At 41.9% G+C, this 24,135-nt stretch carries 22 protein-coding genes and 1 riboswitch; of the genes, 5 read left to right on the forward strand and 17 right to left on the reverse strand.

Annotated elements, in window-relative coordinates; translation table 11 throughout:
* Positions 1 to 25: 25 nt before the first annotated feature.
* Positions 26 to 808: a phosphonoacetaldehyde hydrolase gene (gene phnX / locus M3183_RS20270; protein ID WP_251472492.1), complete on the reverse strand. Its 783-nt coding sequence runs from the start codon at positions 806 to 808 to the stop codon at positions 26 to 28.
* A 1,115-nt stretch (positions 809 to 1,923) separates the two neighbouring features.
* Positions 1,924 to 2,703 carry an enhanced serine sensitivity protein SseB C-terminal domain-containing protein gene (locus M3183_RS20275; protein ID WP_251472494.1) on the reverse strand — a complete coding sequence of 260 codons (780 nt, stop codon included), beginning with the start codon at positions 2,701 to 2,703 and terminating at the stop codon, positions 1,924 to 1,926.
* 267 nt (positions 2,704 to 2,970) lie between these two features.
* Here M3183_RS20275 and M3183_RS20280 point away from each other — a divergent pair, with 267 nt between their 5' ends.
* Complete coding sequence (locus M3183_RS20280; protein ID WP_251472495.1) at positions 2,971 to 3,975, forward strand: ABC transporter substrate-binding protein; 1,005 nt, start codon at positions 2,971 to 2,973, stop codon at positions 3,973 to 3,975.
* Positions 3,976 to 4,023: 48 nt separating this feature from the next.
* Here M3183_RS20280 and M3183_RS20285 read toward each other — a convergent pair whose 3' ends face one another.
* From M3183_RS20285 to M3183_RS20310, 6 genes are all read right to left on the reverse strand, one after another.
* Positions 4,024 to 4,896, reverse strand: coding sequence for a 5'-methylthioadenosine/S-adenosylhomocysteine nucleosidase (locus tag M3183_RS20285; protein WP_251472496.1), 873 nt, complete (start codon positions 4,894 to 4,896; stop codon positions 4,024 to 4,026).
* Positions 4,897 to 5,042: 146 nt separating this feature from the next.
* Positions 5,043 to 5,145: riboswitch (purine riboswitch) on the reverse strand.
* A 157-nt stretch (positions 5,146 to 5,302) separates the two neighbouring features.
* The gene (locus M3183_RS20290; RefSeq protein ID WP_251472497.1) at positions 5,303 to 5,473 is read right to left on the reverse strand and encodes a hypothetical protein; all 171 of its coding nucleotides are present in this window, start codon (positions 5,471 to 5,473) and stop codon (positions 5,303 to 5,305) included.
* On the reverse strand, positions 5,470 to 6,477 hold the full coding sequence (locus M3183_RS20295) for a TIR domain-containing protein (RefSeq protein WP_251472498.1): 1,008 nt from the start codon (positions 6,475 to 6,477) through the stop codon (positions 5,470 to 5,472). Before M3183_RS20295 ends, M3183_RS20290 begins: the two co-directional genes overlap by 4 nt.
* Before the next feature lie 72 nt (positions 6,478 to 6,549).
* A complete protein-coding gene (locus M3183_RS20300) occupies positions 6,550 to 7,365 on the reverse strand; it encodes a macro domain-containing protein (RefSeq protein ID WP_251472499.1) in 816 nt (271 codons plus the stop codon).
* 557 nt (positions 7,366 to 7,922) lie between these two features.
* On the reverse strand, positions 7,923 to 9,863 hold the full coding sequence (locus M3183_RS20305) for a PhoX family protein (protein WP_251472500.1): 1,941 nt from the start codon (positions 9,861 to 9,863) through the stop codon (positions 7,923 to 7,925).
* A gap of 96 nt (positions 9,864 to 9,959) precedes the next feature.
* Positions 9,960 to 10,889, reverse strand: a complete 930-nt coding sequence (locus M3183_RS20310) for a phosphate ABC transporter substrate-binding protein (protein ID WP_251472501.1) — start codon at positions 10,887 to 10,889, stop codon at positions 9,960 to 9,962.
* Between the two features lie 246 nt (positions 10,890 to 11,135).
* On the opposite strand from M3183_RS20310, the gene M3183_RS20315 reads away from it, so the two are divergent.
* On the forward strand, positions 11,136 to 11,357 hold the full coding sequence (locus tag M3183_RS20315; protein WP_251472502.1) for a hypothetical protein: 222 nt from the start codon (positions 11,136 to 11,138) through the stop codon (positions 11,355 to 11,357).
* A gap of 10 nt (positions 11,358 to 11,367) precedes the next feature.
* Here M3183_RS20315 and M3183_RS20320 read toward each other — a convergent pair whose 3' ends face one another.
* The 8 genes from M3183_RS20320 to M3183_RS20355 all read right to left on the reverse strand — a co-directional run bounded on the left by M3183_RS20320 (position 11,368) and on the right by M3183_RS20355 (position 18,854).
* Positions 11,368 to 12,111 carry a hypothetical protein gene (locus M3183_RS20320; RefSeq protein ID WP_251472503.1) on the reverse strand — a complete coding sequence of 248 codons (744 nt, stop codon included), beginning with the start codon at positions 12,109 to 12,111 and terminating at the stop codon, positions 11,368 to 11,370.
* Positions 12,112 to 12,289: 178 nt separating this feature from the next.
* A complete protein-coding gene (locus M3183_RS20325) occupies positions 12,290 to 12,847 on the reverse strand; it encodes a YitT family protein (protein WP_251472504.1) in 558 nt (185 codons plus the stop codon).
* 181 nt (positions 12,848 to 13,028) lie between these two features.
* Positions 13,029 to 13,907, reverse strand: a complete 879-nt coding sequence (gene lsrF, locus M3183_RS20330) for a 3-hydroxy-5-phosphonooxypentane-2,4-dione thiolase (RefSeq protein ID WP_251472505.1) — start codon at positions 13,905 to 13,907, stop codon at positions 13,029 to 13,031.
* A 122-nt stretch (positions 13,908 to 14,029) separates the two neighbouring features.
* On the reverse strand, positions 14,030 to 15,109 hold the full coding sequence (gene lsrB / locus M3183_RS20335) for an autoinducer 2 ABC transporter substrate-binding protein LsrB (RefSeq protein ID WP_251472506.1): 1,080 nt from the start codon (positions 15,107 to 15,109) through the stop codon (positions 14,030 to 14,032).
* A gap of 6 nt (positions 15,110 to 15,115) precedes the next feature.
* Positions 15,116 to 16,111 (reverse strand): ABC transporter permease, encoded by a 996-nt coding sequence (locus tag M3183_RS20340; protein WP_251472507.1) that lies wholly within the window; start codon positions 16,109 to 16,111, stop codon positions 15,116 to 15,118.
* Position 16,112: 1 nt separating this feature from the next.
* Positions 16,113 to 17,105 (reverse strand): ABC transporter permease, encoded by a 993-nt coding sequence (locus M3183_RS20345; protein WP_251472509.1) that lies wholly within the window; start codon positions 17,103 to 17,105, stop codon positions 16,113 to 16,115.
* A 1-nt stretch (position 17,106) separates the two neighbouring features.
* Positions 17,107 to 18,615 carry a sugar ABC transporter ATP-binding protein gene (locus M3183_RS20350; RefSeq protein WP_251472511.1) on the reverse strand — a complete coding sequence of 503 codons (1,509 nt, stop codon included), beginning with the start codon at positions 18,613 to 18,615 and terminating at the stop codon, positions 17,107 to 17,109.
* A gap of 95 nt (positions 18,616 to 18,710) precedes the next feature.
* Complete coding sequence (locus tag M3183_RS20355; RefSeq protein ID WP_251472513.1) at positions 18,711 to 18,854, reverse strand: hypothetical protein; 144 nt, start codon at positions 18,852 to 18,854, stop codon at positions 18,711 to 18,713.
* 71 nt (positions 18,855 to 18,925) lie between these two features.
* Here M3183_RS20355 and M3183_RS20360 point away from each other — a divergent pair, with 71 nt between their 5' ends.
* From M3183_RS20360 to M3183_RS20370, 3 genes are all read left to right on the forward strand, one after another.
* Complete coding sequence (locus M3183_RS20360; RefSeq protein ID WP_251472515.1) at positions 18,926 to 19,846, forward strand: sugar-binding transcriptional regulator; 921 nt, start codon at positions 18,926 to 18,928, stop codon at positions 19,844 to 19,846.
* A gap of 34 nt (positions 19,847 to 19,880) precedes the next feature.
* Complete coding sequence (gene lsrK / locus M3183_RS20365; protein WP_251472516.1) at positions 19,881 to 21,440, forward strand: autoinducer-2 kinase; 1,560 nt, start codon at positions 19,881 to 19,883, stop codon at positions 21,438 to 21,440.
* A gap of 70 nt (positions 21,441 to 21,510) precedes the next feature.
* Positions 21,511 to 21,864, forward strand: coding sequence for a cupin domain-containing protein (locus tag M3183_RS20370; protein ID WP_251472517.1), 354 nt, complete (start codon positions 21,511 to 21,513; stop codon positions 21,862 to 21,864).
* Positions 21,865 to 23,255: 1,391 nt separating this feature from the next.
* Here M3183_RS20370 and M3183_RS20375 read toward each other — a convergent pair.
* Positions 23,256 to 24,104: a GGDEF domain-containing protein gene (locus M3183_RS20375; protein ID WP_251472519.1), complete on the reverse strand. Its 849-nt coding sequence runs from the start codon at positions 24,102 to 24,104 to the stop codon at positions 23,256 to 23,258.
* Between the last annotated feature and the right edge of the window lie 31 nt (positions 24,105 to 24,135).

The following is a 24,135-nucleotide window of genomic DNA, read 5'->3' on the forward strand; positions in this document are numbered from 1 at the left end:
TAAACCGTGTTTTTCAAAAATGCGTTTAAAGGCTTTCTATTTGGTCTATCACTTGGTCAAGATCAGAAATACGGTCAATCACAAAGTCGGCGCCTGCCCCTATTAGGCGCTGGCGTACTGCTTCCATTTTTAGTTTTAAAGAGGGGCCATCCATCTGTTTTACTTCTTCTTCGGACAGGGCCAGTTCACTGCTGCCTAAAATGACACCTACTGCCCACATGCCTGCATTTTTTCCTTCTATCATGTCCATTGGTGTATCCCCCGCTTTTATCATCCGGTTCATTGGATACACGTCAAGCTCCATCGCATTACGGTAACACATCCACGGATATGGCCGGCCTGCTTTCACATCATCAGCAGTAACATAACAATCCGGAGAATACCCTTTGTCTCTCGCATTCGGAACGACAATGTCCATCATCTCTTTCGTATAGCCGGTAGTAGAACCAATCTTGATTCCTCTTTCTCTTAACCGCTCTACAAGCTGAAGGACACCTGGAATCGGTGTTGAAAAATCAGGCAATAGATTGAACAGAATGTTCTCAAAGTCATTGAACATTTTCACTACATCCTCTTCCCCAGGTTCTTTTCCATATGTGTTCACCCATTCCTGCCGAATACGAGGCATTTGACAAAGTGTCCGAATATGTTCGATTTTTGACATTCCCATCGGTTCTCTTGCTTCCGCCACCGTTACGTCCACACCGCGTTTGCGGAAGATTTCCAAGAACACCTCAAGTGGGGCAAAACAGCCGTAATCAATCATCGTGCCTGCCCAATCAAACACAACCGCTTCAATTTTTCCCATTATCCCACATCCCTCTCTTTATTTAATTTTAGGTAGATGATTTAGCTTTTATCATATTATGAATCAACAAATCTCTTTAGTAATCCAATTTCACTTTTAAAAAAATGATTGACCCGCTAGAATGCTGCCCCACTTAAATAAAGGCTCTTTTCTAAAAGATTGTTGCTTTTTGCACCCTTTTTAAGATTTCGTTCAAAAAATAGAGGTAGAAATTCCCGTTATTTAGGAAATCGGATGTTAATTAGCCGAAATAGACGGAGGAATTTCCCTTATTTGATTTTAAACTGCTAAAATCGGGTGCTTTTCATTGAATAACGGAAAAAACTCCGCTTATTTTTTACTATTTAAGCTTCATTTTGCAAATAACGGGAAAACTTCCGCTTATTTTTTACTTCCAAGGGGGCTATCCTGTAATCCAGCTTTCTCGCAGAGTCCGCTAATAGAACAAACCACCGCTTTTCTTGGCATAACAACATAGTTTACGAAAACAGCCTAAATAAAAGATATCACGCTCTAGATGATAATGGGAAAACCTGCATTTAAAGCCGTGCAGCCAGCTGATAGCTGATATTTGCCGCTGAGCGGTTATAAAGACAAAAGCGGCAACGGAATTCGTGATTCTGCCCTTAAGATCGGGCCTTAGAACATGTTTGAAATTTAGTGCAGCTGGCTTTTACATGGGGCCTTAAAGACGGAATTTGCTTCGAATCTAGGGAAAATGGCTTTTATATGGATTGTTAAGGACAGAAATGGTCTCGAATCTGGTAAAACTTTCTTTAAGAACGACTTTTAAAGACCAAAACCTTTCCAATTCTGGTAAGACTGTCCTCAAGACAGCTTCTTAAAGACTGAAACCTCCCCCGAATCTAGTGAAACTGTCCTCAAGACAGCCTCTTAAAGACAGCAGTCGCCTCAAATCTGGTAAAACTGTCTTTTATAACACCCCAGATTTCTTCTGCCGGCTATTTTATATCAAGTCCCTATCTTACCTGCAAAATTTGATTCCTGCGGGTACCTCCATTAGAAAATTCATTGCGGCTCAAGTGATTCACCGATTTGACACTGCTCACCTTAACATCCATTTTTAGATAAACACGTGTCTCCTTTCTGTTAGCTTATCGAAACATGGTTCGTAATTGATCTTCAGAATCCCTTACATAGAAGGGCTTGACTTCCTGAACAGTAGAACATGTCAAAGGAAGTTCCTTATGCAGGATGGCAAATTCAAATTTCAGTTTCTCTGGAACGTTTTTTTCGACTGCTTCAACTATGGATAAAAGCTGTGTATTCCCCTCGTCATCTGCTTCTAACCCAATTAACGGCCGCGGTACACCGCCTTTCACCGGATCAAAAAAGCTGGTAAGATAAGCCTTTTTAATCGAAGGAAAGCCTCGCAGACATTCTGATATGCTTGCAAGCGTCGTTTCAGCCACTTCCACCATGCGTTCTGTCAAAAATTCCCGTTTTGCTTCCGGACTCATCTCATCAAAAAAGTATTGCAGAATGCTTCCGTCCTTTAAAGTCTCGATTTCTTCAGGGATGATTTGTTTTGCCAGGTCAAAGCCAGGATTCAGCACAAGGGAAGCTTTCGGTTCAATTAATGGCAGCAGCTCCCGGGCATCAATTTTTACATAAGAATACTTGCCTTGAAAAATTGTTTGAAATTTAGCCTGACTGGAAAAAACGGGAAGAATTAATTCCTGTTCCACTTCGATGTATTTTAAAGAAAGTTCTATTTCATCAGGATCCTCGCCGCTGGCTGCCGCTGTCCCAGGCACTACCAGTTCCCAGTCCAATAATGCTAGGTAAAATGGATACCGTTTATCCGGATTTTCCGATGCCGCCAATAGCAGCGAATCCATTGGATCCAACTCTTGATAACCTGCCTTGTTCATATCTTAACTCCTTCGCCTTTAGAACTAGAAATATAGATTTATTATACAATAATCCTATATAGGTAAATAAAGGAAAATGGTAATAAAAATATTCCGGCTGTCGTTTGAAGCAAATTTCCACATATTTTGCTAAATTTTCTAAAAGCTATATTGTTTTTCACCTCTATTAATGCTAGAATCTGAATATTATTAATCTTTAAATAGAACATCTAAGACTATTTTTCAAAAAAGAAGGAATGTAGTCGAAGAGCTTAGGGGAGGAAGAAAATGAAAAAAAGATTAGCCATTATGTTGTGTGGATTGTTATTATTGCTGTCCGCATGCGGATCAGGAAGCAAGGAAACATCTGGAACATCTGGAGAAAAGAAAGAGAAGGTAGTAAAAATCGGCATTACCCAGCTGATTGAGCACCCCTCTCTTAATGCTGCACGAGAGGGTTTTATACAGGCACTAAAAGATGCCGGCTATGAAGAGGGTAAAAACTTAAAGATAGATTACCAAAATGCCCAAGGGGACATGAATACCAATATGCCTATTGCACAAAAATTGGTGTCAGACAAGAATGATCTTATTCTAGCGATTGCTACTCCGAGTGCCCAGGCAGTAGTCCAGTCGACGAAGACCATTCCAGTCTTGTTTACGGCCATTACCGATCCAGTCGGGGCCCAGCTCGTTAAAAGCATCGAAAAGCCAGGCGGAAATGTAACCGGTACGTCTGATACCCATCCGGAAGCGATAAAGAATACAATTGCTGCCATTAAAAAGTTTATTCCGAACGCCAAGAAAGTAGGCATCATCTATAATAGCGGCGAACCAAACGCTGTCGTCAATGTTAAAAATGCGGAGGAAGCGCTAAAGGCAGCCGGTCTAGAAGCTGTTAAGACAACGATTAGCACCAGTTCCGAAGTGAAGCAGGCAGCTGATTCTTTGGTTGGACGTGCAGACGTATTCTATATTCCTAAGGATAACACGGTCGTATCTGCTCTTGAATCTGTTATTACAGTAGCAGATGCGCATAAAATTCCAACTTTTGTCGGTGAAGGGGACTCTGTCAAACGCGGAACCTTTGCGTCATATGGTTTTGATTACCACGACCTAGGATACACTACCGGTAAAATGGCTGTTGAAATTTTAAAAGGAAAGAAACCAAGTGAAATTCCAGTCGGCTATCCGGAAAACCTTCAGCTGATGATCAATAAAAAAGCGGCTGAAAAAGAAGGAATTACTTTAACTGATGATATGTTAAAGGGTGCTAAGATCGTAGGAGAATAGATTTAAGATGAAAAAGCAGGGGAATTGAACTCCCCTGCTTTTCATCTATTATTTCAAAGTAGAAATATATTTTTTAACGACTTTATAGACATATTCTTGGTTGGCTGCTGCTGTGTTTGGATTGTATGTGCCGCCGTTTGTTTTGTTGTTGGATAGAATACGGATGCCAAGAAATGCGGTGTCATAGGCATCAGCAATTTGAGCTGCCGCCGCCCCTTCCATTTCTTCGACAGAGGTGCCGTACTTTTCATGGAACCATTTAATGCGGTCCACTTCATTGTTCCAGACATCCGCTGAACCAATGGTGCCTTCTACCACTTTTCCCTTCGTATATTGATCTTTTACGGCATTAGCCGCTTCAAGTAATTTTTTATCTCCCTCATAGTAGCGGATTTTCTCAGCATCAGGGTCTTCTCCAGCACTTCCTTCAGAAGCCATTAAATCCATTGGAACCCATTTAGATGGGTCCATTCCTTCGTTTTCCCCGGCAGTCTCGGTTTTTAACGAGCCAATGTTGACCACTCTTTTTCCTAAAACAATATCAAATACACTTAAATTTGGATCATGTCCGCCAGATGTTCCCTGATTGATGATGGCGATAGGATGGTATTTTTCAATTGCCAATGCGGTTGCAGCAGCTGTATTCTCCATTCCTTTACTTGTTTTCGCTACGATGACAGGATACTTGTCCACTTTCCCTTTATAAAAAATAAAATTCCCCGATTTTTCAACTTTTACTTTATCTAATTTTTTGGCGAAGTTTTCGGCTTCAATAGGCATTGGACCTTGAATCAAAATGGGTCTTTGGGTTGCTTCTGCTTTCGTTTCAGTTTTGGAAGCAGCATTGTATCCTGCAAACATGAATAAAAGCAGTACTGCAGCGGCCGCAAATGCCATGGATTTCTTTCTTATGTTGTTCATGAAAAAAAACTCTCCTTTTCCCCTTGTTATTTGTTCGTTTGTCATACAGCCCAATAAAAAAAGTCTAAATGATAGAATGAATCTACCCTTTAGACCTGAAAGAGTCAAAGTTAGTCAATACCCCAAAACACAAAGATTGCGGTATAATACCAAATACTTCAACTCGTAGTCCAGCTCTTTATTGGGAGCCAGGTAGAGACACTCAGACCATATTACTGAGCATATACGAGTATTACTTTATACAATTATTACTATTTAAGTATAACAAATACGTTTCTTTTTCATCAATAAAAATACGGATATTTAGGGCTAATTTACTATTAATTGTTCGTATTTTATGGGGGTCAGTCCCCTTATAAAGACAAAAAAAGAGGGGTGATCCTCCCTCTCATTTCCGTTCTTTTGTTTAAGCCCGTTTTTTAAATGGGTCTTCATGATAATCTGCTTTTCGTTTATAGATGACTTTTCCGGATTCTTCTTTTCCATGTTTGGCGGGAATGACGGCTCTTATACCGGCAACCGCTTCACCCAGTTTGTAGGCATTTTTGTTTAATTTAACAACCACCGACTTGCTCATAAAGACGCACCTCCAAAAATCGTATTGATTGTGCTTAAAAGGTTATAATTATCGAGGAAGATCTCGTCAATCTCTTCTTGACTTAAGGTCCTTTTTCCCGTTATTGCAACCGTTAGAACTAATTGGTTCCCTATAGGGTAACACAATACATAGGTATTATCAAAGGCTGTACTATTTTTTTGAAAAACTAACTCCGTACTTTGCAAAAAGCAATCAATGACGACGATTCTTTCCGTATCTTCCCGGGTTTCATTTATATGGAATGGATAAAATTCCCCTTGGCCATCATTTCCAGCGATTTGTCTTAAGCCCTCCTGCCCCTCTGCCAGCCAAACGCCAATAGCTTCCACATAATAATAATCTGGTGCTTGGTAAGCATTTCGAACCGCTTCCTGCAGGTATTCGAATTTTTTGGAAGGATCACTTAAGAGCCGTTTAGACAGCGTTCGAAGTATGCGGATTAACGCATAATCTTTATCCATATTTGCCTGCGCTTCTGCTAAAAGCTTTGCTGGGTCCTTGAAGAAACTTAACTCAGCTATTTTCCGTTTGATGGCTCTGCATGCGACATTAACAGCTGCTGTGTAATTATTGTCACTGCGGATTTCATATCGTAAGACCGTAAGACCATCTAAATCAGAAGGCAGCCGGAATCCTTTAGCTTCTTCATTCTCAGGTATGGTACCGGGAATCATGTAAAACACTCTTCCTCTTCTTAACCTTCCCCAAAATAACCCCATTTCAAACAGTGTATTGTCTCTTGTCGTAAATGTGATGGTGCCGCGAATATTTACGACATCATCCGGTGAAAATACAAATACAGCAAAATCATTTTCATCTAATTGGCGTTCCAAGGTTTCCATATTATATTCTAAGGGGAGAAATGCTCCTGCTGACCAAGGAGTAACCTCTGCTGCATGAGAAAGTGATTCATGAATAGCATCAACATATTCAATCGATTCTTTAGCGGATCCGATAAATAATTTTGGTTTGATTTTGGTCATGATTCCTCCGAAAAGTATTTTCTACCCTAATTATATCAAAAATTCCCTCTTTTTGGAATGGCATAGTATGCGCTATGCCTTTAATGTATATAAATTTATTTTATCCTTTTTTGATTCATGTATGACAATCGACATCTTTGAAGGATAAGAAAATTTAATTCTGCTGATTTTAAATGACCATAGTAATAACTCCAGCAGCTCTTGATCTGTGATCATATTGTATTCCTTAAATCGGGTGATTCCTGAACCAAGTAATGGAATAGACACCGACCTGCCGCTGTACACAACATCAATTTCATTCCAAAAATGAAGTAAAAAGTTTACATAGTCCTCCATGTATAAAAAAGCCCGATTGTCAGTATCAAACCTGGAAAAGGCAGTTAATAAATAATCATGATGCTGGAAAATGCTGCCTAGCTTGTATCTTTTCTTTTTCCCACGGCTCCTCCCGCTGTTTATTTCCAGCAGGTTTTCGTTCAAACGCTCATCACCGTCCATTAAGAGATCCAGCTCACTAACGTTAGGAATCATTCTATTTATATACATCCCATTAAGAGACCGCTCCGAAATCACTTTATTATCAACCTCTGTATCAAAATACTCGTTAAACGCAATCACCTTTAATTCGCTTTCTGTAAAAATGTCCCCAAATTTAATATCCACCGTAGAATGGTTGATCGTCAGTCTCACCTTGGTAAGCAGGTTCGCCCTTATCCATAAAAAGAAATAAAAAATGATGAATAAGAGGCCCAAGATTAAACCGGTTATCCATTTATACTCTTCAGGAATTTCCACCACAATCAATACAAATGAAAGCAGTAAACTTACAACCGATAACGCTGAAAGGAACTCTTTTATTAAGGCTCCATCAAAAAAATGAACTTTCATTCTAATTTTCCATTCCCCCCAAAAAGTTTTATACCTTATTTTTTCAACACCCTTTCCCTGTCTCCTTCCAGCTTAGAGAAAAAGTTTTTTCATGGAGCATGGGAGGTAAATTTGGTCTTACACTGCTTTTTAAAAAACGTGCCAATGAGATTATCATTATAAAAGGCATCAAGCATGGACAAAACAATTGAGGATGTTGGAATAAGAGAATATTTGTAGAATGGTTTGGTTTTTTATAAAAAAGATCATTTTCTGGGGAATAATGTTTATTTCTCTGGAAATAATTATCACAATTATATGACAAAATTTTTAAAGGTGTTTGAGTAAAATGTTGATTTAGCAGTGCTTTAGGCTGTTTTAAACAAACGTTCATATAGTATTTCACATTTGGGGAATAGTCGATAATTGCCGCTTTATAGGAAATAAAATCCTCTTTTATTGGTGCATTTCTTCACGTGTCACAAGTATTTAAGGATGCGGCCTTTTCCCAAACTAAAGAAAGTGTCAGCAATTTAGAGTTAAATGCTGACACTTTCAGGTGTAAAGGAAACAAAGAATTACTTATTCGTAAATGATGGCAGGCCGGAAATATACCCGATACCGCCTGTCTTGTTAATGCCGATTTCTTTATCCATTTCCTTTAATAATTCTTCTTTATTAACAGCAGTAATATCTTTTCCATCCACTTCGTCTCCAGGGTGCTGGAAGTTACTCATAATATAGGAGAATCCGTTGCGATCATCGGCAGCAAATAAGCCGGTTGATTCTGCCCCTGCAGGATTTGATAAAATCCGGGATAGCTCTTTAGTATCAACGTTATAGGCCCAGACATAGTTATTCGTATGCTTTCCGCTGTCTTCGCCGATAAATAATGTTCTCATTTCTTCAGAGTAACTTAAGTTATCAGGATTAGCTACCTTGTCCACATTGGCAGTGTTGCCATATGCATCCGCAGTTGGAAGATCCTCACCAACGATTAATCCAGACATCGAGGATGCAACATATTTACTTTGAATGCCTTTGCCGTTTTCATCCTTTTGACCGGCATTTAAATCTAATTGATAGGTAACACCAGACTTAATTTTTGGCAATTGAATATCATCTTGCAGCCCTGAGCCTGATGTATCTTTTTCCATGCCCTTGCTTTGGTCAGAAATCGCCATATATACCTTTTGATCTTTGGCGTTATACGTAACACCTTCCATTTTGTTGAATTCAGTTGTTGCCCCAAGATATGCTGCATAACGGCGTGATTCCATAAATGCTGCTGCTTTTTCCATACCAGGTTTTAGTTTCAGATATTCTGTATCACCATAGGAGTATTGCTTAATCGCTTTAAAGCCTTCCTTTGGTACGTCAGAGGTTTCAAAAATATCGCTGAATTGAATCCCTTTATCAATCAGCTTTTTAATTTCTTGATCTTTGGCATGCCCCAGCTTGATCCATTCTAAATCACCAGAACCGCCATTTTCCGTCCCTGTTTGATTGAATTTAGCAGCATATAGTGTACCGGCTGATAATTTTTTAGCTTTATCGGCCACATACATGAACAAGCCTGTATTGCTTCCATCATCACCAAAGTAAGCAGTACGGTTGTCCGGCATCATTTTCATTAACTCATGTGAGAAACGGCCAAGACTGTAATGTTTCTCGACTTTAACTTTGCCATTGTTCTTGACTTGGATTTCTGGAACGTATCCATAGAAATATGGATTTGCTTTTGATTTATCGCCAAAGTAAAGCTGGGCGAAGCTTTCAACCTGTGTTCTTGCAGATGAATTGGCATCAAGTTCAAAATTACGGGCATCCGGCTCATATTCTTCCGACCCTAAATGAGTATTCCAAGGCGAAAGGGAACCATTACAAGGAATCCAAAGTCCATTCACGCTTGAAAAATCAATTTTCTTAACCTCTTTAGCTGTAAGGTCGCCAGTCTTCTTATCTTGGTCCAACGTGGTTAGTGACATGGATGCAGGTACAACACCGTATGCAGATTCTCCTGCTGCATCTACTGTCTGGTATTCATAATGGGTGACCATGTACAGTTTTCCTTTAATCGGATTGAGCAGGCTATTGGAATCCGGTGCATCAGATACAAATGGTACAGGATTTCCTGGTACACTATGATCCATGATTGGGTTCCCATTATAATCAATCGGAGTACCTGCAGCAATCAGTTCACCTTTATTCATAGCTACTTTATCTTCTGATTTAAAAAGCTTTTTATAGGTTAACGGGAAGTTTTTCACTTTTCCATCGCTGTATTTTACATCAACAGAGGCAGTTGAATAAGTGTCTACCATTTGGTCAATGTCAGCAGGTGCTGGCATGCCATTAAATTTAACCGAATCAATCGTTACTTTACTATGTCCTGCATTATGCCCATATTTATGTCCTTCATTATGACCTGCTGCAGCTGCCGGCGTGAGGGCAGGAATGGTTAATGCAACTGTTAAAGCAAAGCCCGCGCTTTTTTTAATAAGTTTCTTCTTATTCATTTTCGTTCCTCCTCGTTATAAGCTTTTCTCTCATCTACTTAACTGTGAATGTACGTCTTTTTGATTATGATAATTTATTAGAAAAATAAAGATGTATTATAGATTTTTTTGATTTCCTTGTGCGTCACGTTCTACTTGCATTTTCGTTACAGGAAGATATCCTTGTTCTTTTAAAAGATTGTTTTGAACATCATCTGACATGAGGAAGTCAAAGAATGCTTGAGATAATTCGTCTGGTTCCCCTTTTGTATAAGAATGCTCGTAAGCCCAGACTGGGAAATCTCCAGTTTGTACGTTTTCAGCTGTAGCTTCTACACCGTCAAGTGCAAGAGGTGTTACCGCATCATCAGTGAAATAAGAGAATGCTAGATATCCGATTGCGCCATCTGTTTCGCTAATAATCTTTTTAACTGTGTTTGAAGAATCTTCCGTGATTCCTTCGGCTGGAGTTGCACCATCAAGAGCAAATTTATTAAATACTGCACGAGTACCAGATGAATCAGGACGGTTGACTAGAACGATTTTTTGATCTGCTCCGCCAAGTTCTTTCCAGTTTGTGATTTTGCCAGTGAATACTTTAATTAAATCTTCTTTCTTAATATCTTTGATTCCGACTTTAGGGTTAACGGCTGCTGTCATACCAACTACTGCTACTTTATGGTCTTTCAGCTGATCTGCTGGAATCCCTTCTTTTTCTTCCGCAAATACGTCTGAGTTACCGATTTGTACAGAGCCTTCTGCTACCTGTGAAAGGCCTGTCCCAGATCCTCCGGCATTGACTTGAATATCTACTTTAGGATTTTTAGCCATGAATTCTTCGGCTGCTGCTGCTACTAACGGCTGCATAGCTGAGGAGCCTGATATAACTAATGAACCGGAAAGTTCCTTCTTTTCTTCTGTTTTTGGTGTGGTATTGTCACCTGTCTTTTCTGATTTTGCTGTGGAATTTGAACTTCCGCATGCTGCCATGATGACCATGAACGCTGATAGAATGGCGAACAGGCTAAAACTCTTCAAACTTTTCATTTTTGTCCTCCTAGATATTTTGAAGTTTTTAACATGTTTAAGATTAATCCTAAATTATTAATGGGGTATTAATGGTATGTAAAGTTTTGTGAAGATTATGTAAAGTGTTGTTGTTATTTGTAGAAAATTCTATGGGCCGCATTTATGGCTGACAAAAAAAGACTACTTAAAGGGCATCAAATAGGATAGTTATTCCAACAAACAGCCATAATAAAAAAGGAAAATATGATGAAAGCAGGGGTATGAATGGCTGAAGAAAACAAACCTTATTTCCGTAAAGAATCCATAAAACCTTCGCACGAAAATGAACCTGCGTATAATGTGTTTCTTAATGAAACATTAGTGGCTGAAGTGCGCGGGAGTGACCCTCAACATCAAACGGTTATTCCGATGAGGGCATTAAGTGATTATGAAGAGGATAAGCTTCACGAATATATTGCTGCTATGTGTACGGAGGATAACTATTGATATTTCCCTTTTATGGGGATATATGAAAGACGATTTGCTTGGGAAAATCTTGATTTTGTCTTTCATCGGGGCTATGAGAGACTAATTCCTTGGGAAAACCATGATTTTGTCTTTCATCGGGGTTATGAAAGACTAATTCCTTGGAAAAATCATGATTCTGTCTTTCATCGGGGCTTTGAAAGACAAATTCCTTGGTATAACCATGATTCTGTCTTTCAGCGGGGCCATGAAAGACAATTTCCTTGGGAAAATCTTGATTTTGTCTTTCATCGGGGCTTTGAGAGACAATTTCCTTGGGAAAATCTTGATTCTGTCTTTCATCGGGGCTATGAGAGACAATTTCCTTGGGAAAATCTTGATTCTGTCTTTCATCGGGGCTTTGAAAGACAAATTCCTTGGGAAAATCTTGATTTTGTCTTTCAGCGGGGCTATGAGAGACAATTTCCTTGGGAAAATCATGATTTTGTCTTTCATCGGGGCCATGAGAGACAAATTCCTTGAAAAAATCATGATTCTGTCTTTCATCGGGGCTTTGAAAGACAAATTCCTTGGGAAAAACTTGATTTTGTCTTTCATCGGGGCTTTGAGAGACTAATTCCTTGGGAAAACCATAATTCTGTCTTTCATCGGGGTTATGAGAGACTAATTCCTTGGAAAAACCTAAGAAATGTCTTTCATCGGGGCTTTGAGAGACATTTCTTAGGTTTTTATGCTGGTTTCTGTCCTTAAGAGCCCCTGTTAAAGACAGATTCACGACATTTAACTCGGGTTTTGTCCTCTAGAGGCCGGATTAAAGACAGATTCACTTCTTTAGAAGCGTATTCTGTCTTTAAGAGGCCCCATAAAAGACAGTTTCACCGCATTTGAGCGTATTCTGTCTTTAAGCTGCCGTTTAAAAGATAGTCTCACTACCATTTCATGCCGATTCAGTTTTATATCCGCTCATAACAAATATTCGCAAGGGCGCCGGCAATTAAAATAGTGAGAGCTGAAAAGAAGACGCTTCGAATTCCCAATGTTTGAAAGCCTAGTAAGACAACAAAGCAATCCATGAAGGCGATGATAAGCCCTATATTTAACGGGGCGGCTTTGGATATGAAATAAGCGATTAGATCCGTTCCCCCAGTGCTTGTCTTATATCGAAGCATCAAGCCAACCCCAATTCCGCAAATGGCCCCTCCTAAAACGGCGCTCACCCCAATCGGCAGGTAAAAATGATAGGGGGCCAGTAAATCAAGGAAAATAGCTGTCACAATCATCCCGTAAATACTGCCATGAAACTGAGATCTGTCCTTCACAAATGCATAGAGGATTAATGGTGCACTTAACAGAACGGAACATAGTCCTGTTTGGTAGTCAAAATAATAATGTAAAATCAGAGCAATGCCAATAATTCCTCCATCAATTAAATGATGGGGAACTAAAAAACCGTTAATGCCAATTGCTAGAAGAATACTTCCAATTACCAAGGCTGCTCCCCGGACAAACATGTTGTTCCACCACCCAACTGCTAAAAAAAGACTCAGTTTAACATATGAGGTTGTACAAAAAAACATGCTTATCCTTAAACATCTTGGTAAAAACCTAAACCCGCTAAAGGAAAAAATAAAGCCCCTGCTCTAAAAGCAGAAGCCTTACTTCGACAAAATTCTAGCGGCGCCAGGCACCATGCTAGTTCGTAAGCTCCCGGAAAAATTCAAATGCCTCCCGGTCCGTATATCCCTCATGTACCACCTTATTCACAGCTTGAACCATTTCCTCCGGATGTTCTGATTGGAAGATATTTCTTCCCATATCCACACCAGCTGCCCCGCCTTGGATGGAATTGTATGCGAGGGTAAGGGCATCTTTCTCCGGTATCTTCTTACCGCCGGCGACCACTAATGGAACCGGACAGGCAGAGGCCACTTTTTCAAAATCCTCACAGTAATAGGTTTTCACCAGCTGTGCGCCAAATTCCGCCAGCATTCTTGTGGCCAGCAAAAAGAAGGTAGTAGTCCGCTCCATCTCTTTCCCTACTGCGACGACGCCCAATGTTGGAATCGAATATCTGGAACCCACATTAATCGCCCGGTTTAACTCTTCAATCGTTTCCTTTTGTCCCTCTGCCCCAATAAAGGTTTGAATGGCGATAGCACTTGCATTCATTTTAATGGCATCTTCAATGTCCACCACCATGGATTCACGGCTCAAGTCATCCTGAAGAACACTAGAACCTGATGAAGCTCTTAAGGCAATCGCTTTATTATAGGTCGGCGGGACACTGCTCCTGATCGCCCCCCTCGTCCCCATTAAACAATCCGCGTAAGGAGCGAGCCTCGGAATTAGTAAATCCAGCCGCTCCAGCCCTGAAGTCGGCCCCATGAAATAGCCATGGTCAAATGCGAGCATCACCGTTTTCCCTGTCTTCGGGTTAAAGATTCTCGATAACCGGTCCTTCATCCCCCAATCATAGTTGTTAGCACCCTTTACATGGAAATTCCCATTATTTGCGAAAGGAACATTCTCGGAAAAATCCTTCGCATTTTTGTTTCCGATAGTATCTGCCATTACTTTCTCTCCTTTATTTCTAAGGCTATGTTAAATGACTGTTGAGCTGCTATACAGGGTTATGAAATCTATAGGTATCTTTAACACAGCCCTTTCTTATAAACCGCTGCTAGATCAAACGATTAGAAATTGTAGTCGTTTGTATTTTCTTTCGTGAAGACAATCCGCTCCGGCAGCACGATAATGCCGGAATCATCGGCCGTATAATCGTAGCCTTGGATCGAGTTCGGCTCGACTTTTACAGAACCCATATCCGGAACATCAATTGACTCTCCCACCTTCAGTTCATTGCCCTGTGCTAACCAATAGGCAATATAGACGGCTAGGGCGCCTTGATCTTTTACATCCCATAAGCCATGGTTATGAATCGTTCCATTTTCGATAAACTGTCTCATTGAATTTGGAGATGCGAATCCAGTAATAATCACATCTTCCGCTTTTAATCCTTTATTTTCCGCTGCCTGTGCCATTGCAGGAAGAGCAGTGGAGTCTGGGCAGATAATGGCATCAATGTCAGGATAAGATTCCAGGATGCTCCCTCCCACCTGTAATGATTTTTGTTCATTGGCATCGCCAAATTGAGTGGTCACGACTTCCCATTTTGGATATTTTTCTTTTATATATTTATTGGCGTAATCGACCCAGGCGTTTTGGTCTGGAACGGTTGGGCTTGAATAGAACCAGGCAATTTTCTTCGCATCATTCGGATTCTTCATTTGTTCAGCCGCCATATCAACGAGCATTTTCCCCAGGATTTCAGGTGTTCCTTGGTTGACGTAAACAGAACGATATTTAGGATCCACATCAGAATCCCAGGTGACGACTTTAACCCCGGCATCCAATGCTTTTTTCAACGCCTGATTCAAACCGTCAGATGAGACAGATGAGATGGCAATCGCATCAGCACCGCTGTTCACAGCACTATTAATGATTTGTACCTGGTTGGCAACGGTTCCTTCAGGCGCCCCGTCGTACTTCACCTTAAAACCTACCTTCTTCGCCATTTCCTGTGCACCATCATTACCAGATTCAAAGAAGGCATTCCCTGTCATTTTTGGAATAAAAACAACTTGAATATCTTTCTTATCCTTCTTTGCGCCTCCATCATCGGATTTCCCTTCATCTTTTGAACCGCATGCTGCCACAAACATCATGACAATCGTCACAAGAATCAGTAGTTTCATAGATTTTAATTTTCCCATTGCTGCCTAACCCCCATTTTGTTTATGAGTGATGATTCTTTTTACGTTCAATCTGAAATCCGGATTGATCCCCAAGAATGCAACAGACACAATGAGGAGGACCCCCGTCGCCAAACCTATATACTGGGTCGCAACTCCAGCCATTTGCAAACCAATTTGCATGAAGCCCAATAGTATACTTGCTAAAGCTGTCCCGACAACACCTCCTTTCCCTCCTGTAATTAATGTTCCTCCCAATACGACGACCGTCAGAATCGGCATCAGATATTCGGCCCCGTAATCGGACCTGGCACTTCCTAGATAGGAAGTTAAGACAACTCCTGCAACCCCGGCACTTAAACCTGACAAAACATAGGCAGTCATCATAACCCTTTTCGTATTGATGCCGGCGTACTCTGCTGTGTTTTGGTTAATTCCAGTCAGGTAGAGATATCGGCCAAACCTCGTGCGGTGCAGAAGGATATACGCGATAAGAAACAGGATAAAAAAGATAATAACAGCATTCGGCAGTCCCAGAATTTCTCCATTGGCCATCTGCCCGAAACTTTCTGGAAAACCTGTAAACCCTTCATAGGTGCTGACACCAGACAATCCCACGAGCACAATGGCGATCCCGCTATATAAAAGCATGCCGCCAAGAGTAATTACCATCGCTTGAACCCTTGCATAGGCAATCAGCACTCCATTCAGAAGGCCGCATAATCCGCCCGTTAAAACGGCACAAACAACAGCAGCCCAAATATTGAGCCCGGCTGTCTGTGACAGGAGCCCCGTGACAACAGAGCTTAACCCGATAATGGACACACCGGAAATATCGATGCCGCCCGTAATGACCACCAGCGTAAGAAAGAAACCAATAATAGCGATTGGAACAAAATCGTTAAAACTATTCAACAGGATCGAGGTATTCCAAAATCTGGGGTTCATCATTCCAAAAACAAGAATTTCGAGCACAATGATGACGAACAAAACAAGGTTCCATTTCGGGATTTTTTTTAGCATGTCAATCTTGAGCCTCCTTTTGCAGAACTCTTGCATTTAACCGCAGCTTTTTTGCTTTTTTATTGGCATTAAATGCAAGGAGGGCATCCATCACAACGATGATGATTAACAGAGAACCCGAAATTGTATCATTCCAAAAGGCCGGCACCTTCATATAAACAAGGGCAGAGTTAATCGATGTCAAAATAATCGCTCCCAGTGCTGCACCGACCACCGTGCCAATTCCGCCTGACAAAGAAACTCCGCCAAGAACGCAGGCTGCGATGACCGTCAACTCCATTCCCACCCCGGCATTGGTCGAGACAAAGCCAATCTGGCTGACAAAAATGAATCCAGCGAGTGCCGCACAAATACCGGAAATGACAAACGAATACGCGATATATCTTTTTACAGGAATCCCTAAGGAAACAGCACCGTCCACATTGTCACCAATCGCATTGTAATACCTTCCCTTGCTGCTCTTTGACAGGAACACCTGAACAAGGATTACCGCCAAAATCACAATCACGGTCAATACGTTTATCCCAAGAATCTCAAAATTGGAAAGCCTTTTTACATGGGCAGGGATATTTTCCACCCATTTTCCATTCGTATACATCACCTGGATCACCCGTGTGATAGACAGGAGCGCAAGCGTCATAATAAAAGAAGAAATCTTTAATTTAATTACCCCAAATCCGTTAATCAAACCAATGCCGGCCCCTATTAAAATAGCAGCAATGACAGCGGTAAAAATACTTCCCCCATCCCGCAGGATTGTGCCGCAAACGGCAGCCGTAAGCCCCAGCGTACCGCCGACGGAAATATCCAAATTCCCGGTTAAGAGGACAAAGGTCATTCCAACTGCAAGGACCATATACATGAGGCTGCTTTTTAACGACTTATCAATATTTTGCAAAGATAGATAGTCAGGGTTCATGAAACCTACAATGATAAAGAGGAGGATTAAAAAGAGAAATGTTCGAAATTCCCGCAGTTTGATGATATTGGCCATACTAGCCATAGGCTCCATCACTTCCTTTATAGGTCCCAAACGCTGCTTTCATCACATTGGCCGCATTGATTTCATCCAAGCTCAAGCAAACGCTGCAGGTTCCTTGATAGACAGCATAGATACGGTCGCTGATGCGCTCAATTTCTTCCAAATCAGACGAAATGAGCAGAATGGAGAATCCATGGCTTTTTAGTTCACTAATGATGGAATAGATGTCACCCCTTGCTGCAGCATCAATTCCCCTTGTCGGCTCATCCATGATAATCAATTTCGGATTCATCGACAGCGCCCGGGCAATGACCGTCTTCTGCTGGTTCCCGCCCGAAAGCGACTTTATCTCATCATCCTGGGAGTTCACCTTGATCTTTAATCTATCAATATACTGAATTGCAGCCTGTTCCTCTGCCTTCTTTTTAGTAAAAAAGCCATGCCGTTTAATCAGTTGTGCGGTAATATTATGTCTCACAGATCCGATTGAAAAAATTCCATGCAAAAACCGGTCCTCCGGGATATATGCTAAACCGCTGTTTACCGTTTCATTGATAGAAAAATGGGTAATGTCTTGGCCATCAAGATATACCTTCCCGCTCTGGATCCGATTAATCCCGTAGATTGCTTCCGCAATTTCTGTTCTTCCGGCCCCCACCAGCCCGGCAAGGCCGACTACTTCTCCCTTATAAACTTCAAAACTAATATTCATAAATCCGTCACCAACGATATTTTCAACTTTAAGGATCGGCTCCTCTCCCGTTCTCTCAGCCGCCCGCCGTTCAAACTGATTCTTGTATTCCGTCTCACTGCCGGCTGGAAGAAGCCCTTGAATCAACATATCTTTGGTAAACTCCTCGATTTTCCCTTTCAGTGTCACCTGACCGTCCCGCAGAATCACCGCATGGGTGGATATTTGAAAAACTTCATCCAGGCGGTGAGTAATATAGAAGATTCCCACTCCCGAATTCTTTAACTGCTCGATGACGCGAAATAAAGCCTCTGTCTCTGAAAACGTTAAGGTAGAGGTAGGTTCATCCAGAATCAAAACCTTCGACTTTCTTAAAAGTCCTTTGATAATTTCAAGCTGCTGCTGTTCCGCAATGCTTAAAGTAGCTGCCATCCGGTTCAAATCAAGGTTCCAGCCTAACTCTTTAATGAGCTTAAGCGATTCCTCTTTTACCCCGTGTTTATTTTTTCGAAAGCCGATCGTCAGGTTCTGCTCCACCGTCATATTGGGAAATAGCAGCGGCTCCTGGGGGACTAAATAAATGCCCCGTTCATGGGCAGCATTAGGGTCTAAATGATTGGCCCGTTCACCATTAATCTCAATGGTTCCAGCATCCGGCTGATAAATGCCTGTCAGGATTTTCATCAAAGTGCTTTTTCCCGCTCCATTACCGCCGATAATGGAAATCACTTCCGACTCATTCAGTTCTAATGTAATTCCCTGTAGAACGGTATTCCGGTTAAATGACTTTCGGATGTCCTCCAATCTCACCAAGTTCTTTGGCCCTGTCATAAATACCTCCCGCCTTTAGCACTAGATGATGTAACCGCTTTCTAAAGTGTGAAAGTCCCCTTTCGTTCCATACATTCTATTCATGGATAATCATTTTATTCATGACCAAACTTTTTATTCTGTTCCGGATTTTTGTGAATATGATTATGTACTGGGAGCAGATTCACCGATTTCTCTATTTCAGCTTGTAATGGCGGAAGGGCACCGCCTAAACTGTCCAAGGATATTTGTTTCATCATTCAACAATCGTTCAATAATTGTTTCCACATCAAATTTTTGTCTTAAAAATAAACGGTAGAGAGTGAAGAAAATGACATACGAAAATAGTCTGATCATAAATATTGCATGGAAATACTACAATGAGGGAATGACGCAAAATGAAATAGCAGAGTCATTAAATTTATCGAGAATGAAAGTGATTAAATACCTTGAAATCGCGAAGGCAAGCAACATTATCCAATTTAAAATTAACCTTGATCAGTTTGCCGACATGGATCTGCAGACGAAAATTAAGCAGCAATACCATTTAGAAGATCTATACATTGTCCCGTCTTCCAGCAAAAATCTATTAGACAGCCTCTCCAAGGCCGCCGCCCAATATATAGAAGATAGAATAACAAGCGACACGATGATTAACGTGGGATATGGGCAGGCTGTTTCCAGAACGCTGGGGCATCTGAATATATCCACGAAGTATAAGGTAACGTTTGTCTCCTTATCAGGCGGCGTCAGATTTTACATTCCAACGGCCATCGATTCTTCATCTGATTATTATTCCAATCCCAATTACAGCCATTACATTATGCCCGCTCCATTAGTCGTATCGACAGAATCTCTTGCCAAACAGCTGATCAATGAAAAACCAATCAAGAAAATCATGGAAATGATCCCCTACTCTACCATCACTATTGTCGGCATTGGAGCGGTAAATGAACGGGCTACCATTGTAAAAGAAGAATATTTAAGCACGAGTGATATGGAGATTATTAAATCGATGGGGGCTGCCGGTGATATATTAAGCCAATTTTACGATATAAATGGCCAAATCATAGATTATCAATTGCATAAACAATTAGTCAGCACAGATATCCATCTTTTAAAATCACTGAATCATGTTGTCGCTGTTGCCGGGGGTTTGGAAAAAAAAGAGGCCATCATCGGAGCTTTAAGAGGGGGGTATATTGATGTATTGATTACCGATGAGGCTGTGGCCAGAAGTTTGATTGAATGAATCCTGACAAATAAATGGAAGGGAAGAAGGCGGCATGGAAAAGTACTTAATGGCAATTGACGCCGGAACTGGCAGCGTCCGGGTCATTTTATTTGATACATTAGGCAATGAACGCTTTGTGGCACAGTCAGAATGGACTCATCATGAAGATCAGCGATATCCGGGATCGATGGACTTTGACATCGATCAAAATATCGGAATCATTATGGAACTGATTAAAGAGATTTTTGCAAAAAGCGGCGTGCAGCCAGAAACCATTGCAGCCATTTCCACCACCAGCATGCGGGAGGCAATTGTCCTATACGATGAGGACGGGAAGGAACTTTGGGCCTGCGCCAACGTCGATTCAAGAGCCAATGATGAAGTGGCAAAACTTTATAAAATCAGCGATACGATTGAAACAGAAATTCATCACCTATCCGGACAGACATTTTCACTAGGCGCGATCCCGCGAATCCTTTGGGTGAAAAAAAATATTCCTGAAACCTATGACAAAATCAAATATGTGACCATGCTGAACGATTGGATTACCTACCGCCTGACCGGTGTCATTTCGGTTGAACCTTCCAATGGCTGCACAACCGGCCTCTTTGATTTGAAGAAACGGGCATGGGATCCGGGCATCTCAGAAAAAGTCGGCTTACGCAGTGATATTTTTCCAGTTGTAAATGAAAGCGGCTCGATTATCGGCCATGTAACCGAGGAGTTTGCAGCACTGACTGGATTAAGCACCAAAACACTTGTAGTTGCCGGGGGCGGCGATGCCCAACTAGGTTGTATCGGCATGGGTGTCATTGGCGAAGGAGAGGCAGCTGTGTTGGGCGGCAGCTTTTGGCAGTACGAATATACAACAAGCCAGGTCGAAATCAATGATGCCTGCAAAGTCAGGGTCAATTGCCATTCCATTCCTAATACCTGGCAGTATGAAGCCATCGCCTTCTTCCCCGGCTTGATCATGAGATGGTTCCGGGATACGTTCTGCGAACTGGAAGCCCATCTTCAACAGGAAACCGGGGAAAGCATTTATGCCCAAATGGAGAAAAGAGCGAAACAAGTGCCGGCGGGCTGCCATGGGATGATCTGCACCTTTTCAGATAAGATGAATTATTTTTCCTGGAAACACGCGGCCCCAAGTTTTATAGATTTTAAGTTTAATCATTCGTTTACGAAAGCCACTTTTTATCGGGCCATCATGGAGAATGCAGCATTTGTGACGAAAGGCAATATGGATGAAGTTTTTAAAACGACCAATAAGCTTCCTGATTCTATTGTGTTTGGCGGCGGGGCATCCAAAAGCGACCTATGGTGCCAAATTGTAGCCGACGTTCTAAATATGAAGGTAAAAGTTCCGGTCGTCAAAGAATCCACTGCACTTGGAGCGGCGATTTGTGCAGGTGTGGGAGCTGGCGTTTATGAAAGTTTTCATGATGCCATTGAAAGGGTCGTAAAGTTTGAAAAAACCTTTGAACCGAACGAGTCCAATCACTCGATTTATGAAGAATTATATAAAAAGTGGGAAGCCGTGTACAAAGTACATTTAGCGCTTGCGGACGAGGGAATGACCGACCATATGTGGATTGCCCCTGGGTTATAAAGAGATGCTTCACTAAGTGAGGCCTTATTGACCAGTATAGCGGGATTATTTTGCAAAGGAGAGGAACAGCATGACGATTATAAACGAAAATGAAAGAGAATATCGTTTTGGTGACAGCGGCCCGAAATATCTTCAAAAAGGACCCAGGATGAACTTTGGCGTGGTGGTGCTGCAGCCGGGACAGGACTTTCCCGCCCACTATCACAGCATCATGGAGGAAAACTTCTTTGTTTTAGAAGGCGAACTGGAGATTCATATTGACCGTGAAATTTTCCATTGCCAGCCAGGGGATTTTGTACATGTGGAACCCAAACAAGTTCACTATTTAATCAATAAGGGGAATAACATTTTTAAGGCCGCCTTTATGCTTGCGCCATATCAGGAAAAGGATAAGGTGGATGTGGATTATAGACCGTATGGTTGATGGTGCCTGGTTGATGGTGCCTGGTTGACGGTACCACTGGCACGCCCCGAATTTTGTCGAAGCATGGAATAACATACCGGCCTTAATTGATGCGTGGATGGTTGGATGGTTGGTTTGAACAGTTCATAGTTCGCTGGGACGAGAAATTTTGGCTTGGCACGCTCTTTGGGTCGTTCATAGTACGCGCGGTCCGTGATATTTCGCCGTCGCGCGCTCTTTGAACCTTTCTTAGGACGCGCGGTCCGTGATTTTTGGCCGTCGCGCGCTCTTTCAACCTTTCTTAGTACGCGCGAACCGTGATTTTTGGCCGTCGCGCGCTCTTTGAACCTTTCTTAGTACGCGCGAATCAGAATATTTCAGCCTGGCGCTCTCTTTGAACCTTTCTTAGTACGCGCGAATCAGAATATTTCAGCCTGGCGCGCTCTTTGAACCTTTCTTAGTACGCGCGGACCATGATATTTGGCCGTGGCGCGCTCTTTGAACCTTTCTTAGTACGCGCGGTCCGTGATTTTTCGCTGGGGCGCGCTCTTTGAGCCTTTCTTAGTACGCGCGGTCCGTGATATTTCGCCGTGGCGCGCTCTTTGAACCTTTCTTAGTACGCGCGAACCGTGATATTTGGCCGTCGCGCGCTCTTTGAACCTTTCTTAGTACGCGCGGTCCGTGATTTTTGGCCGTCGCGCGCTCTTTGAACCTTTCTTAGTACGCGCGGGACCGAATTTTGGACCGTGGCGCGCTCTTTGAACCTTTCTTAGTACGCGCGAACCGTGATTTTTGGCCGGGGCGCGCTCTTTGAACCTTTCTTAGTACGCGCGGTCCGTGATTTTTTGCCGTGGCGCGCTCTTTGAGCCTTTCTTAGTACGCGCGGGCCGTGATTTTTGGCCGTGGCGCGCTCTTTGAACCTTTCTTAGTACGCGCGAACCGTGATTTTTCGCCGTGACGCTCTCTTTGAACCTTTCTTAGTACGCGCGGTCCGTGATATTTCGCCGGGGCGCGCTCTTTGAACTATTCATAGTACGCGCGGGCCGTGATTTTTGGCCGTCGCGCGCTCTTTGAACCTTTCTTAGTACGCGCGGGCCGTGATTTTTGGCCGGGGCGCGCTCTTTGAACCTTTCTTAGTACGCGCGCACCGTGATATTTCGCCGGGGCGCGCTCTTTGAACTATTCATAGTACGCACGCGACGTGGAATTTCGCCGTCGCGCGCTCTTTGAACCTTTCTTAGTACGCGCGGGACCGAATTTTGGACCGTGGCGCGCTCTTTAAGGTAATCGCGAAGAACTATTGCTATGATGGACACTTATATCAACACAAACGATTCCCCGCCAGTTTACCAAAGAACCTTTCCGCCCAAAAAGGCCGCCCTATTTTAAACAAAAGGCGGCCTTTATCAATATTAGGAAGCAAACGAAATTACTCGGTTTCTACCATTTTCCTTTGCTCGATATAATGCTTGATCTGCTTTTTCAATAAATTCCTCTAATTTCTCTCCACGATAAAGAGTCATTCCCATACTGATCGTGATGTGAATGGGTCTTCTGTTATAAACAAAGTCGGATTGTTCTACGGATTCTCGTAATCTTTCAGCGATTTGCACGGCTTCGTTTAAATCAGTATTTGGCAATATAAGAGCAAATTCCTCACCGCCAAAACGAACATAGGCATCAGAATTTCGGACATTGTTTTTGATGACTTCAGCCACATGTTTTAGAGCCTCATCCCCGCACTGGTGGCCATAATTGTCGTTAACTAATTTAAAATGATCGATATCCACCATTATTAAAGTTAACGGACTCTGCTGTCTTTGGCTAAGAGGGATAATTTTTTCCATATAAAAATCAAAATATCTGCGATTATAGAGACCAGTCAATGAATCCATAGTGGTCATTTTCCGCAATTCCCCCAAAACTTTATTGTATCTTATCCGAAAATAACCTACAGTAAAGAGAATCGCTCCATTCACAACTGATTCAGAAATAAGCATCATACTTTCTATACTAGTGGCTGGTGTTCCTTGGCTGAACTCGACAACATACTTGAAAAAGCTGAAAATCGCGGCTGATCCGATAATATACTTCCATTTTGGATAGAGAACAAGGAATAAAATATTGGGCACCAAAAAGAAGGACCAAATAAATGTCGAAAATCGATCATAGTTTTCCGGCAAACTCAAATCAATTAAAATGGGGAACAAGGTAGATACTATTATAAAAAACCAAAGAAAATATTTTCGTTTTACTGTCATGGGCCCTCCTCTTTAATCCCCAATAAAAAAA

The sequence above is a fragment of the Neobacillus mesonae genome, assembly GCF_023715155.1.
Taxonomy (GTDB): Bacteria; Bacillota; Bacilli; order Bacillales; family Cytobacillaceae; genus Neobacillus; species Neobacillus mesonae_A.